This window comes from Pseudomonas sp. Irchel 3E13 (assembly GCF_900187455.1).
Classification (GTDB): Bacteria; Pseudomonadota; Gammaproteobacteria; order Pseudomonadales; family Pseudomonadaceae; genus Aquipseudomonas.
Map to the genome: position 1 here is coordinate 163311 of NZ_FYDX01000009.1, position 13971 is coordinate 177281.

A 13971-nucleotide genomic window follows, 5' to 3' on the forward strand; every position below is an offset into this window, starting at 1 on the left:
GACGAACGAGAGGGGATGACATGAAGGCGGTAATACTGGCCGGTGGACTGGGCACGCGCATCAGCGAAGAGTCGCACCTCAAACCCAAGCCGATGATCGAGATCGGCGGGAAGCCAATTCTCTGGCACATCATGAAGCAGTACTCGGCCCACGGGATCCACGACTTCGTGATCTGCCTCGGCTACAAGGGTTACGCGATCAAGGACTTCTTCGCCAACTACTTCCTGCATACCTCCGACGTCACGTTCGACATGTGCAACAACCGCATGGACGTCCATCAGAACTACAGCGAGCCCTGGCGCGTCACCCTGGTCGATACCGGCGAGGAAACCATGACCGGCGGCCGTCTGCGCCGCGCCTCGCGTTACCTGGAAGGCGAACAGGCGTTCTGCTTCACCTACGGCGATGGCGTATCAGACATCAATATCGGCGCGCTGGTGGATTTCCATCTGGAGCACGGCAAGCTCGCCACCGTCACCGCGGTGCAACCGCCCGGACGCTACGGCGCGCTGGAGCGTGACGGCGACAAGGTCAGCGGCTTCATCGAAAAACCACGCGGTGATGGCGGCTGGATCAACGGCGGCTTCTTCGTGCTTTCGCCGAAGGTGCTGCCGTATATCGCCGACGACCAGACCTCCTGGGAATCCGAGCCGCTGATCCAACTGGCCGCAGAAGACCAGTTGCAGGCGTTCCAGCACGACGGCTTCTGGCATCCGATGGACACCCTGCGCGACAAGAATCACTTGGAACAACTCTGGCAGAGCGGGGAGGCACCATGGAAACAGTGGGCGTGAGTCGTGAATTCTGGGAAGGCAAGCGCGTCCTGCTGACTGGCCACACCGGCTTCAAGGGCAGTTGGCTGGCGCTGTGGCTGCGTGAGCTGGGGGCGGAGGTCACCGGCTTCGCCCTCGACCCCGCCACCGAGCCTAGCCTGTTCGAACTGGCCAACGTCGGCCGCGACATCAAGGACGTCCGCGGTGACCTGCGTGACCTCGGCGCGCTGCTGGAAGTGGTGGCCGAGGCCAAGCCGGAAATCGTCCTGCACCTGGCCGCACAACCGCTGGTGCGCGAGGCGTACCGCGATCCGCTGGGCACCTATTCCAGCAACGTCATCGGCACCCTCAACCTGCTCGAAGCGATCCGCCAGATCGGCGGCGTGCGCTCGGTGGTGCTGGTCACTACCGACAAGGTCTACGCCAACCAGGAATGGCCGTGGCCGTACCGCGAGAACGAAGCGCTGGGCGGGCATGATCCCTACAGCAGCAGCAAGGCCTGTTGCGAACTGTTGGCGCAGTCGTACACCGCGTCCTTCTTCCCGCCGGCAAGCCACGCCGAGCACGGCCTGGCCCTGGCCACGGCGCGGGCCGGCAACGTGCTCGGTGGCGGCGACTTCGCCGCCGAGCGGCTGATTCCCGATGTGCTCAAGGCGTGGTCTGCCGGCGAGCCGGTGATCCTGCGTTATCCACAGGCGGTCCGTCCGTGGCAGCACGCCCTGGAGCCGCTGGCCGGCTACCTGCTACTGGCGCACCGGCTGTACAGCAACGGCCCGGAGTTTTCCGGCGCCTGGAACTTCGGCCCGAACGAAGGCGATATGTGCAGCGTCGGCGATGTCGTCACCCACTTGTCCCGGCAATGGCCGGACGCGCCGGGTATGCGGGTCGAGCCGAGCGAGCTGCACGAAGCCGGCGTCCTGCGCCTGGACAGTGGCCGTGCCCGGCAACTGCTCGGCTGGCGCACCCGCTGGTCGCTGCGCGAATGCCTGGAGCACACCCTGGAGTGGCACCTGGCGTGGAAGCGCGGCGATGACTTGAGGGCCGTCACCCTCGACCAACTGAACCTGTACGCGGAGCTGTCGTGAGCGACCTGCTGTTGCAATCCCTGCCACTGGCGGGGCTGTTCAGCGTGCAGCACAAGCGCCACGGCGATGCCCGTGGCCAGTTCGCCCGGCTGTTCTGCGAAGGCGGTCTGAGCGAATTGGGCGCGCCGTTCCATGTGCGCCAGATCAACCATTCGCAGACCCTCGGCGCCGGCTCCGTGCGCGGCCTGCATTACCAGCAGGGCGACACCCCGGAAGCCAAGCTCATTACCTGCCTGCGCGGCGAGGTGTGGGACGTGGCGGTGGACCTGCGCAGCGGCTCGCCGACCTTCCTGCACTGGCATGCCGAATACCTGAGCGCCGGCGACGGCCGCAGCCTGCTGATCCCGGCCGGTTTCGCCCACGGCTTCCAGGTGCTCAGTGAGGAAGCCGAGTTGCTCTACCTGCACAGCGCCGACTACGCGCCGGGCCGCGAAGGCGGGCTGTCGGTGCATGACCCGCGGCTGGCGATCGACTGGCCGCTACCTGTCAAGAATCTGTCGGCCCGGGATGCCGCCCATCCCTGGCTGGATCACCATTTCACCGGAGTGCATGCATGAACTGCCGTGGCTGTGGCACAGCGCTGAGCCTGCCGTTGATCGACCTGGGCACCGCGCCGCCGTCCAACGCCTACCTGCGCGCCGAGCAACTGGCGCAGGCCGAGGCCTGGGTGCCGTTGAAAGTCGGTGTGTGCCAGCAGTGCTGGCTGGTACAGACCGAGGACTACACCCGCGCCGACACCCTGTTCGATGCCGACTACGCGTATTTCAGTTCCTACTCCAGTTCGTGGCTGGCCCATGCCCGGCAGTACGTCGAGGACATGGCCGCGCGCTTCGCCCTCGGCGCGGACAGCCGGGTGGTGGAGATTGCCGCCAACGACGGTTACCTGTTGCAATACGTCGCCGCTCGCGGGATTGCCTGCCTCGGCGTCGAGCCGACCCGCAGCACCGCCCAGGCGGCGCGGGAAAAGGGTCTGGAAATCCGCGAGCTGTTCTTCGGTGAGGACAGCGCCCGGCAACTGCTGGAGGAGGGTTGGGCAGCCGACCTGATGGCGGCCAACAACGTGCTGGCGCATGTCCCGGACATCAACGACTTCCTGCGCGGCTTCGCCACCTTGCTCAAGCCGGCCGGCGTCGCCACCTTCGAATTCCCGCACCTGCTCAGCCTGATGGCCGAGCACCAGTTCGACACGCTCTACCACGAGCACTATTCCTACCTGTCGCTGACCGCCGTGCAGACCCTTTGCGCACGCAACGGCCTGGCGATCTTCGACGTGCAGGAATTGCCGACCCATGGCGGCTCGCTGCGGGTCTTCGTCCAGCGTGCCGGTGGACCCCAGGCGACTCTGCCAGCGGTGCAGCGCTTGCTGGAAATCGAAGACAAGGTCGGCGTGACCACCGCGGACTTCTACGCGACCCTCGCCCCGGCCGCCGAACGCATCAAGCACCAGTTGCTGCGCTTCCTGCTGCAGGCCCGCGCCGAGGGCAAGCGGGTGGTCGGTTACGGCGCTGCGGCCAAGGGCAACACGCTGCTCAACTACGCCGGCGTGCGTGCTGATCTGCTGGCCTGGGTGGCCGATGCCAACCCGCACAAGCAGGGCAAGTTCCTGCCGGGCAGCCGCATTCCGGTGGTCGCACCGGAGCGCCTGGCCATCGAGCAACCTGACTACGTGCTGGTGCTGCCGTGGAACCTGCTCAGCGAAGTCAGCGAGCAACAAGCGCTGGTGCGCGAGTGGGGCGGCCGCTTCGTGATTGCCGTGCCGGAGTTGACGGTCCTGTGAGTGCGCCGACGGTACTGGTGACCGGTGCCAGCGGCTTCGTTGGCCAGCACCTGGTTGCGGCGCTGCTGGCGCGGGGTTTCCAGGTGCGGGCGGTGGCGCGACAGGTGGAGCCGGCGAAGCGCCTGGCGTGGTTCGACCAGGTCGAATTCGTCGCCGCCGATATCCATGATCCGCTGCTGGACGTCGCCGCGCTGTGCGAGGGTGTCGACGCGCTGGTCCACCTGGCCTGGCCGGGGTTGCCCAACTACCAAGGGCTGTTCCACCTCGAGCACAACCTGATGGCCGACTACGCCTTCATCAAGCGTGCGGTTGAGAGCGGGGTAGGGCAGGTGCAGGTCACCGGCACCTGCTTCGAATACGGCCTGCAAAGCGGGCCGCTGGACGAAACCGTGGAATGCCGGCCTGCCAATGCCTACGGCCTGGCCAAGCACAGCTTGCGCTTGTTCCTGGACACCTTGCGCCAGCAGGTGCCGTTCACCTTGCAGTGGGCGCGGCTGTTCTACCTGTACGGGCCGGGGCAGAACCCCAACAGCCTGTTGGCGGCGCTCGACCGCGCCATCGACGGCGGTGCCGAGCGTTTCGACATGTCCGGTGGCGAGCAATTGCGCGATTTCCTGCCCATCGAAACCGTCGCTGCCCATCTGGCGGCGCTGTTGCAACGGCGCGATTTCAGCGGTGTGGTCAATGTGTGCAGCGGCCAGCCCGTCTCCGTGCGCAACCTGGTGGAACGCCACTGCGCCGCACGCGGGGCGCGCATCGCCCTGAACCTCGGTCACTACCCTTATCCGGCGCACGAGCCGATGGCGTTCTGGGGTGATGCCCGACGCCTGCGCGACCTGTTGGGAGCAGAACATGAAGCATGAGTTGTACCGCGCCACCGACCTGCCGGTGTTGCAGAACCGCACCTTCGCCGATGCCGCCAGCGCCCGCGCCAGTGCCGGCGCCGACATGCGCCTGGTGCAGGACAGCCGCACCGGCCTGGTCTTCAATGACGCCTTCGATGCCGACAAGCTCAGCTACGACAGCGACTACCAGAACGAACAGGCCCATTCCGGGCAGTTCCAGCGCCATCTCGACGACGTCGAGGCGGTGGTCGCCCGTCACTTCAGCGGGCGCAGCCTGATCGAAGTGGGTTGCGGCAAGGGCTGGTTCCTCGAATTGCTGCGCGAGCGCGGCTATGCGGTGACCGGCATCGACCCGGCCTACGAAGGCGCCAACCCGGATGTGATCAAGGCGCCGTTCACCGCTGAACTGGACCTGCGCGCCGAAGCCATCGTGCTGCGCCATGTGCTGGAGCACATCGAGGATCCGATGAGCTTCCTCGGCGAGATCGCCAAGGCCAACGGTGGCAGCGGCCTGATCTACATCGAAGTGCCCTGCCTGGACTGGATCATCGAGCACAAGGCCTGGTTCGACCTGTTCTACGAGCACGTCAATTACTTCCGTCTCGCCGACCTGCAGCGTGCCTTCGGCCGTGTGCTGGAAGCCGGGCGGCTGTTCGGCGGGCAGTACCTGTACATCGTCGCCGACCTCGCCAGCTTGCGTGAGCTGGACGCCAGCAGCGTCGAGCCGCTGCGCCTGCCGGACGATTTCAGCGCCAGCCTGGCCCGCGCGGTGGACATCGTGCGCCGTGACGGCGAGCGCGGCTCGGCGATCTGGGGCGCATCCTCCAAGGGCGTTATTTATTCGCTGTTCCTTCAGCGTGCCGGGGTTGCGGTCGATCAAGTGGTCGATATCAACCCGGCCAAGCAGGGCCGCTACCTGCCGCTCAGCGGCGCGCGGGTGTCCTCGCCGCAAGAGGCCATGGCCGCCTTGCCCGACGGCGCCCACCTGTTCGTGATGAATTCCAACTACCTCGAGGAAATCCGCCGCATGACCGATGGCCGTTTTGTCTATCACGCCGTCGACAGCGCCGCATTTCAATGACTATCCGAAGAGACAGCACCATGACCGACGTTAACAAAGCCTTCGAAGCCGAGTGCCAGGCCGAAATCGCCGCCCAGGGCCAGGATGAAAACCTCAAGGGCCTGGCCCGCGACTTCTTCAACGAGTCGGCAAAGCACAAGTACAGCTACCACTTCTCGTGGATGGGCCGCCCGATCATCCAGTTGCCGCAGGACATGCTGGCGATGCAGGAGATCATCTGGCGGGTCAAGCCGGACCTGATCGTCGAGTGCGGCATCGCCCACGGCGGCTCGATCATTTACTACGCCTCGCTGCTGGAACTGCAGGGCCACGGCGAAGTGCTGGGCATCGACCGCGACATTCGCCCGCACAACCGCGAGGCCATCGAGTCGCACCCGATGAGCAAGCGCATTTCCATGATCGAAGGTTCGAGCATCGATGAGGCGACCATCGCCCAGGTGCGCGCGATCGCCGAAGGCAAGAAAGTCATCCTGGTACTGGACTCCAACCACACCCACGACCACGTTCTCGCCGAACTGCGTGCCTATGCGCCGCTGGTGGCGGTGGACAGCTACTGCGTGGTGATGGACACCGTGGTCGAGGACATGCCGGCGGAATTCTTCCCGGACCGTCCGTGGGGCCCGGGTGACAACCCGAAGACTGCGGTCTGGGAGTACCTGAAGGAAAACACCGACTTCGAAATCGACCAGCAGATGCAGGACAAACTGCTGCTGAGCGTGGCGCCGGACGGGTATCTGCGCCGGGTTCGCTGATTTTTACTGAACTCTCGGCCAATCGCTGCGGTTCGGCCCAAAAGATCACCACAGAATCCCTGTAGGTACAGATATGCAAAGCACCGCCCTGCGCGAGCACTTCACCCTCGTTCTGCTGACCCACAAACGCCCGGCCTTCCTGCGCCGTGCCTTGCAGTACTACAAGGATTTCCCCGGCACCCTGCTGGTGCTGGACTCGTCCCCCGAGCCTGTCGCGGACATCGCCAGCCGCTTCCCGCGAGTTGATTACCAGCACCTGCCGCAGTTCAACTACCGCGGCTTCCAGGCCAAGATCAAGCATGGCCTGAGCCTGGTTAAAACGCGCTACGTGGCGCTGGTGGCCGACGACGATTTCATTCTGCCGGAAGCCATCGCCGAGTCCCTGGACTTCCTCGAAGCCCATCCTGACTACGGCATGTGCCAGGGCTACAGCATGATGTACCTGGCCGAGTCCGGGCACACCAACTACTACCGCCGCGACAAGAAGATCGCCCGCGAAGACTTCGACAGCGAAGACCCGCGCCAGCGCGTGCTCGATTACCTGTACGCCTTTATCCCGCCGTTCTACGCCGTGACCCGCACCGCGCTGCTGCAGGATTGGGCCGCGCAGATTCCCGACGCGTTGCGCTTCGAATGGCTGGAAGTCAGCCACACGTACTTCCTGCTGGCCAGCGCCAAGGCGCGGATGCTGCCGATTCCCTACGCGGTGCGCGAGGCCAACTACGGCACCTCGGAGCACAACACCGAGGTGACCTACGCCCTGGCCTTGCCGGACCCGGCTTCGGTGGCCAGTCGCGAGGAATTCGCCGATGTCCTGGCCGGGCTGGATACGCCGCTCAAGGGTGAGCGCGAGGACATTCGCGCCTTCGCCCTGCAGACTTTCGCGCATATGTACGAAGGGCTGGCGGCCGGTCGCTCGCTGATCATCGAGCCGATCTTGTCGTCGATCCTGACGGGCATGGGTGAGCCATCGAAGCGGCACTTCCTGCCGACCCAGTACGTCGACCTGCCGTTCTACAACAAGCCGTTCTTCGATCACCTGAGCGAAATCGAATTCCTTCTCCACGCCATGCCGGCCGGCCGCTTGCAGCTTGAAGAGCTGGAGCCGATCTGGCTGACGCAGGAGCGCCTGTTGCGGGTGAACGCCGGCGAGCACATCGATGTGGTCATCGACCGTGCGCGCAAAGCGCTGGAGTGCGGTGCCTACAACCTCAAGGTGGTCAAGCGCCTGATCGAACTGCTGCAGGACAACGGCGAGGCCGACGAGGTGCAGCGCCTGTCCGCCTGGGCCCGGCGTCTTGAGTCGGTCACCAGCGACGCCGGTCGCGCGCTGCTCAGCGCCCAGCCGTCCGGGCAGATGCTCGACTGGCTGGAGGCGCGGCGCCCCGACGACGCCAGCCAGGAGGCGATCACCGCCCATTTGGCGCAGCATCAGGGCGGGCCGCAGTTCGGCATCCTGCTGCTGGACCTGAACCACGACGAGAGCAAGTTGCAGGCAACCTTCGACAGCCTGCTCAGCGGCCTGAGCCGGTCGTTCCGCGTGGTGGTGTTCACCACCGCGGCGCTGCCGGCGGTGACGTCGCTGCACAACACCGTGCACTTCGTCCGGGTCAGCCAGGACGACTACGTCGACAAGATCAACCAGATCGCCCGGCAGACTTCTTGCGAGTGGCTGATGCTGGCCGAGGCCGGTGACGAGTTCACCTCCACCGGTCTGCTGCGGGCGGGCCTGGAACTGCTCGACGCGCCGGAGTGCCGCGCCGTGGCGGTGGATGAAATCCAGCAGTTGGTCGGTGGTGCGTGGCGCGAAATGCTTCGCCCGGGCATCAACCTCGACTTGCTGCAAAGCCTGCCGCTGATGATGGCGCGGCACTGGCTGGTGCGCCGCGAAGTGCTGGTCGAGGCCGGTGGCTTTGCCCGCGAGTACAGCGACGCGCTGGAATACGACCTGTTGCTGCGCCTGATCGAACAGGGTGGCCTGAACGGTCTGGCGCACCTGGACGAACCGGTGCTGGTCAGCAACGCTCCGCAGCTCAAGCACAATGAGCACGCGCGCCAGACACTGGCCCGGCACCTCGCCACCCGCGGCTACAAGGCCCAGGTCAGCTCGGCCTTCCCGGGCGCCTTGCGCATCGACTACCGCCATATGGAGCGGCCGCAGGTGTCGATCATCCTGCACAGCGAAGACAACCAGGCGGCGCTGCAACGTTGCCTGGACAGCGTGCTGCAACGCACCCGCTACCTGCGCTACGAAGTGCTGATCGCCGACAACGCCAGCCAGTCGCCGCAGCACCTGCAATGGCTGGAGCAATTGCAGCAGGCCGGCGGCCGCGTGCGCGTGCTGCAAAGCCCGCAGCGTCTCAGCGCCGCGGCGCTGGTCAACGCCGCCAGTGCCGAAGCCAGCGGTGAATACCTGGTGCTGCTGTCGGCCGATGCCGAGGTGGTCAATGCCAACTGGCTGGAAGCACTGCTCAACCAGGCCCAGCGCCAGGAGGTCGGTGTGGTCGGCGCCAAGCTGGTGGATGCCCAGGGCAAGGTCACCCAGGGCGGCCTGTTGCTCGCCGAAGGAGGTCAGGTCGTGGCGGCCCATGTCGGGCTGGCCAAGGATGAAACCGGTTACCTCGGCCAGGCGGGTGTCGAGCAGAACTACCCGGCGGTGTCGGCTGCGTGCCTGATGGTGCGTACCGAGGTCTTCCGGGCGCTGGGCGGGCTGGACGAAGGTGAGTTCGCCGACAGCTATGCCGATGTCGACCTGTGCCTGAAAGTCGCCGACGCCGGACTGCTGACCGTGTGGACGCCGCAGGTCCAGGTGCTCCATCCGGGCCACTTGCCGGACGATGCCGCCGCGCTTGCCGCGTTGCGACAGAAGTGGGCCGGCCTGTGGCAGAGCGCTGCCCATGGCCGCAGCCTGAAGCCGGCCAGCGCCGCCTTCGACTGGAAAAGCCTGGTCGGCTGAGCCCGCGCCGCGGCCAGCGAGTGGCCTGTATCTTGCTTCGGGCTTGCATAAACAGGGCAGGGGTCAGAAAAACGTTGATCCCGGTCCCTGACCACAGCAAGTCCAGGTCGTCGCCAGCGCATGCCGGCGACGACCCAGCAAGGATCCAGGCATGTTCGACGACAAGTCACCCCTCAGTTCCAGCAGTGCTGGTGCTTTCAATCGCACGCTCATCACTGTGCCCGCCGAACTGACGGAGAGCCTGATCTCCCCCGTGCTTCATGACAATCCGAACCTCTGTTCCGAGAACGCAATGATTCCTTTGGTCAACACCCGAATGTCCCTGGAGTTCACCGAGCGCCTTGCCCACGAGACGACGCCCGGTGCTGCCGAGGTTGATGTGGGCCTCGGCGCGGACCGCCACGACCGGCTCAAAGGGCGGACCGGGAAAAAACCGAAAGCCGCCGCCGTCGCCAATCCGGGTGGGCTGCCGGCGCTTGCGGGTACAGAGGTGATTCCCTACGGGCGGCAGAATGTTGATCAGGCAGACATCGACGCGGTCGTCGAGGTCTTGCGTTCCGACTGGCTGACCCAGGGGCCGGTGCTCGAGCGCTTCGAACAGGCAGTCGCCGAGCGTTGTCAGGCAACCTTCGCGGTAGCGGTGAGCAATGCCACTGCCGGGCTGCATCTGGCCTGCCTGGCGGCGGGGCTTGGCGCGGGTGACTGGCTGTGGACCAGCCCGAACAGTTTCGTCGCTTCGGCCAATTGCGCACGGTATTGCGGTGCCGAGGTGGATTTCGTCGACATCGACGTGCTGACCTGGAATATCGATGTCCGCGCACTGGCGACCAAGCTGGAACAGGCCGAGGCTGCGGATCGGTTGCCCAAGGTGCTGGTGGCGGTCGCCTTTTCCGGGCAGAGCTGCGACATGGCTGAAATTGCCCGGTTGGCCCGCAAATACGGTTTCCGTGTGATCGAGGACGCCGCGCATGCCTTCGGTGCCAGCTATGCCGGTGAACCCGTGGGAAGCGGTCGTTATGCCGACATGACGGTTTTCAGTTTCCATCCGGTCAAGATCATCACCAGCGGTGAAGGTGGCATGGTCTTGTGCAATGACCCGGCGCTAGCGCGGCAACTGCGCTCCTTGCGTAGCCATGGCATTACTCGCAACCCTGAGGAGATGACCGAGCCCGCGCACGGCAACTGGTACTACCAGCAGGTCGACCTGGGTTTCAATTACCGGATGTGCGATGTGCAGGCCGCCCTTGGGCTGTCGCAATTGCGCCGGCTGGATGAATTCCTGGAGCGCCGGCGTTTTCTGGCTGCCCGTTATCAACGACTGCTTGCCGATTTGCCGCTGCAGTTGCCGGTGGCCCAGGCGAAGGCCCAGTCGGCCTGGCACCTGTATGTGGTGCGGTTGCAGGGCCGCCTGGAAGGGAGCCATCGCGCCGTGTTCGATGGCATGCGTGCGGCCGGTATCCAGGTCAACCTGCATTACATTCCGATTCACCTGCAGCCCTATTACCAGGCCCTGGGCTTTGCGCCCGGTGATTTCCCTGAAGCGGAACGCTATTACCGCCAGGCCATTACCTTGCCGCTCTTCCCGCAATTGAGCGAAGCGCAGCAGGACCGTGTGGTCGACACCCTGCGCGCATTGCTGGTCGCAGAGGTGGACCGGGCATGAGTGACGTTGCGATAGCGATCATTCCCGCCCGTGGTGACAGCAAGCGAATTCCGTACAAGAACCTCAAGCTGTTCAGGGGCGAGCCCATCATCGCTTACTCGATCCGGGCGGCTCTGGGCAGTGGTCTGTTCGAGCGTGTGGTGGTCAGCACCGACGATCCACGCATCGCTGATATCGCGCTGAGCTACGGCGCCGAGGTGCCGTTCACCCGCCCCAAAGCGCTGGCAGATGATCATGCCACTACCGCGTCGGTCATCGTCCATGCCGTGCAGACACTGGCTGAGCAAGGGCAAAAAGTGGATCTGGCGTGCTGTATCTACGCCACCGCACCCTTGTTGCAGCAGCGTTACCTGCGAGCCGGGTACGAGGCGCTGCTGGATCAGCCCGAGGGCTCCTTCGCATTTTCCGTGTGCAGTGCAGGTTTTCCGGTTCAGCGGGCGTTGACCTTGACCGAAGAGGGCGCGTTGACGCCCCTTTATCCGCAGTACCGTGACACCCGTTCCCAGGACTTGCCCCACGCCTATCAGGATGCCGGCCAGTTCTACTGGGGAAGAACCGACGCCTGGCTACGTGGAAACGGGCCGTTTTCCGAGCAGAGCCTGCCGGTGATCTTGCCGCGACATCTGGTCCAGGACATCGATACCGAAGACGACTGGCGACGTGTCGAGTACCTGTACGCCGCGTTGTTGGCGGCGGGGGAACTGCAGGGTTGAAGGTACTGTTTCGCGCCGATGCTGGCAGCCACCTGGGTATCGGCCATGTTGCTCGATGCCTGACGCTGGCGCAGGTGCTGGCGTCCGGGGGCGCACAGATCAGCTTCGCCTGCCGCGCGTTGCCGGGGCATCAGATGCAGAGGATCGCCGCGGCCGGGCATGAGGTGTTCAGCCTGCCCGCCGATACGCCGGACGAGATTCCGGCGTTGCAGGCGCTGCTGCCGACCGAGGCGTGTTTCGACTGGATTCTTGTCGATCATTACCAACTCGATGCCCGCTGGGAGTCCGCGGCGCATTGCTGGGGGCGGCGGGTCATGGCCATCGACGACCTGGCCGACCGGCCGCACGACTGCGACTTGCTGCTGGACCAGAATTTCACTGCCAGCGCGGCGCTTTACCACGGGTGGGTGCCAGCGGCCTGCCAGATACTGGCGGGGCCGCGGCATGCGTTGCTGCGCCCGGCGTTCCGCGAGCTTCGTCCGGCCGCGCAAGCAGGTCCGAGCCGGGTGCTGGTGAGCTTTGGTGGCTTCGACCAGGCCGGCATGACCTTGCGCACCTTGCAGGCGCTGGACGGGCTCGAAGGCGTCGAGGTGCAGTGCATTGCCGGGCACTCCAGTCCGGATCTCGCGGCATTGCAATCACTGGTCGCCCGTCATCCTGGCTGGACGTTGCTGAATTTCGTCAACGACCTGCCAGAGCGCATGGCCGCAGCCACCTTGTTCATCGGTGCTGGCGGCGGGACCACCTGGGAGCGTGCGGCCATCGGCCTGCCGAGCCTGTGTATCGGCGTCGCGCCAAACCAGTACGCCAACGCCGAGGCGCTGGCGCAGGCGGGTCTGCACCTGTACCTGGGGCCGGCAGAACAGGTCGCGGTGGCAGCGCTGCATCAGGCAATTGCCGGGTTGCTGGGCAATCTGCCGCAGCGTCAACATTTTGCCGCGCGCGGCATAGAACTGGTGGATGGCCTGGGTGCGCAGCGGGTGGCGCTGGCGCTGTTCCAGGCGGCGGGTTATACACAGGCCGCGGGCCATTTCGAACAGGTATTGAAGGATTCTCAGCATGAGCAGTTTTGACATCGGTCAGCGTCGTGTCGGCGTCGATGCCGCGCCCTTGGTGATCGCCGAGATGAGCGGCAATCACAACCAGTCGCTGGAGCGCGCCTTGCAGATCGTCGAGGCCGCTGCCAAAGCCGGCGCCCATGCCCTGAAGCTGCAGACCTACACCGCCGACACCATGACCCTGGACCTGAGCCATGGCGAGTTCTTCATCGAAGACAAGAGCAGCCTTTGGGCCGGCTCCTCGCTGTATTCGCTGTACCAGCAGGCGTACACCCCGTGGGAGTGGCACGCGCCGATTTTCCGGCGCGCCCGTGAGCTGGGCATGCTGGCGTTCTCCACACCGTTCGACGAAAGCGCCGTGGACTTTCTCGAAAGCCTTGACGTGCCGGCGTACAAGATCGCCAGTTTCGAAAACACCGACCTGCCGCTGATCCGCAAGGTGGCCGCTACCGGCAAACCGATGATCATTTCCACCGGCATGGCCAGCCTGGCCGAGCTGGACGAAACCGTGCGCACGGCGCGCCAGGCCGGCTGCCGTGATCTGGTGTTGCTCAAGTGCACCAGCACCTACCCGGCAAACCCGGAGAACAGCAACGTGCGGACCATTCCGCACCTGCGCGAACTGTTCGGCTGCGAAGTCGGGCTGTCCGATCACACCCTGGGTGTGGGCGCGGCGGTGGCGGCGGTCGCGCTGGGCGCCAGCGTGGTGGAAAAGCACTTCACCCTCAGCCGCGCCGAGGGCGGGGTGGATGCGGCATTCTCGCTGGAGCCGGCGGAATTGGCCTGCCTGGTGCAGGAGACCGAGCGGGCCTGGCAGTCGCTGGGTCAGGTGCGTTACGGCGCGAGCCAGGCCGAAGAGGCCTCGCGGCGCTTCCGGCGTTCGTTGTACGTGGTGCGTGACATGGCGGCTGGCGAGGTCTTCGATCAGAGCAATGTGCGCGCCATTCGTCCGGGGCTCGGCCTTGCGCCCAAGCACCTGGAATCCCTGCTCGGACGCAAGGCCCGGCAGCCACTTGCCCGTGGAACCGCGCTGGACTGGTCGCTGGTGGAGTAGGGCTGCCGCCCGTCTGCCACGCAGCCTGGGGCGGCACGCCCTAGGAAAATATGCCATTGTCTGTGAAAATCCGTGACCTATCAGTCAGACCGGGCATCTGTGTCTCTATCGTTAATGGGAGTGGCGGGCCGTGTCACCACCATTTCCACCGCTGTCCAAGTGATCGGGCAGCGGGAATCCCTGTTTTCTGGCGCCCCTCGAATCGTGCGAGCGG

At 65.2% G+C, this 13971-nt stretch carries 12 protein-coding genes; all 12 read left to right on the top strand.

All coding sequences use genetic code 11. The features are described 5' to 3' along the window. The first annotated feature begins 20 nt into the window (after positions 1-20). The 12 genes from rfbF to pseI all read left to right on the top strand — a co-directional run bounded on the left by rfbF (position 21) and on the right by pseI (position 13757). Positions 21-794: a glucose-1-phosphate cytidylyltransferase gene (gene rfbF / locus CKW37_RS17335; protein WP_095156935.1), complete on the top strand. Its 774-nt coding sequence runs from the start codon at positions 21-23 to the stop codon at positions 792-794. Continuing rightward, positions 776-1858 (top strand): CDP-glucose 4,6-dehydratase, encoded by a 1083-nt coding sequence (gene rfbG, locus CKW37_RS17340; RefSeq protein ID WP_095156936.1) that lies wholly within the window; start codon positions 776-778, stop codon positions 1856-1858. Before rfbF ends, rfbG begins: the two co-directional genes overlap by 19 nt. Then, positions 1855-2415 carry a dTDP-4-dehydrorhamnose 3,5-epimerase family protein gene (locus tag CKW37_RS17345; protein WP_095156937.1) on the top strand — a complete coding sequence of 187 codons (561 nt, stop codon included), beginning with the start codon at positions 1855-1857 and terminating at the stop codon, positions 2413-2415. Before rfbG ends, CKW37_RS17345 begins: the two co-directional genes overlap by 4 nt. Next, positions 2412-3635, top strand: coding sequence for a class I SAM-dependent methyltransferase (locus CKW37_RS17350; RefSeq protein ID WP_095156938.1), 1224 nt, complete (start codon positions 2412-2414; stop codon positions 3633-3635). The genes CKW37_RS17345 and CKW37_RS17350 overlap by 4 nt, the downstream gene beginning before the upstream one ends. Continuing rightward, positions 3632-4498 carry an NAD(P)-dependent oxidoreductase gene (locus CKW37_RS17355; RefSeq protein WP_095156939.1) on the top strand — a complete coding sequence of 289 codons (867 nt, stop codon included), beginning with the start codon at positions 3632-3634 and terminating at the stop codon, positions 4496-4498. Before CKW37_RS17350 ends, CKW37_RS17355 begins: the two co-directional genes overlap by 4 nt. Continuing rightward, on the top strand, positions 4488-5561 hold the full coding sequence (locus CKW37_RS17360; protein WP_095156940.1) for a class I SAM-dependent methyltransferase: 1074 nt from the start codon (positions 4488-4490) through the stop codon (positions 5559-5561). Before CKW37_RS17355 ends, CKW37_RS17360 begins: the two co-directional genes overlap by 11 nt. Before the next feature lie 20 nt (positions 5562-5581). Then, the gene (locus CKW37_RS17365; protein WP_095156941.1) at positions 5582-6313 is read left to right on the top strand and encodes a cephalosporin hydroxylase family protein; all 732 of its coding nucleotides are present in this window, start codon (positions 5582-5584) and stop codon (positions 6311-6313) included. A 73-nt stretch (positions 6314-6386) separates the two neighbouring features. Continuing rightward, the gene (locus tag CKW37_RS17370) at positions 6387-9269 is read left to right on the top strand and encodes a TIGR00180 family glycosyltransferase (protein WP_095156942.1); all 2883 of its coding nucleotides are present in this window, start codon (positions 6387-6389) and stop codon (positions 9267-9269) included. A gap of 490 nt (positions 9270-9759) precedes the next feature. Beyond that, positions 9760-10932: a UDP-4-amino-4,6-dideoxy-N-acetyl-beta-L-altrosamine transaminase gene (pseC, locus tag CKW37_RS17375; RefSeq protein ID WP_095157129.1), complete on the top strand. Its 1173-nt coding sequence runs from the start codon at positions 9760-9762 to the stop codon at positions 10930-10932. Continuing rightward, a complete protein-coding gene (gene pseF, locus CKW37_RS17380; protein WP_095156943.1) occupies positions 10929-11645 on the top strand; it encodes a pseudaminic acid cytidylyltransferase in 717 nt (238 codons plus the stop codon). The genes pseC and pseF overlap by 4 nt, the downstream gene beginning before the upstream one ends. After that, positions 11642-12718, top strand: a complete 1077-nt coding sequence (gene pseG / locus CKW37_RS17385) for a UDP-2,4-diacetamido-2,4,6-trideoxy-beta-L-altropyranose hydrolase (protein ID WP_095156944.1) — start codon at positions 11642-11644, stop codon at positions 12716-12718. Before pseF ends, pseG begins: the two co-directional genes overlap by 4 nt. After that, entirely contained in the window at positions 12705-13757 is a 1053-nt protein-coding gene (gene pseI, locus CKW37_RS17390) for a pseudaminic acid synthase (RefSeq protein ID WP_095156945.1), read from the top strand. Before pseG ends, pseI begins: the two co-directional genes overlap by 14 nt. The last annotated feature ends 214 nt before the right edge of the window (positions 13758-13971 follow it).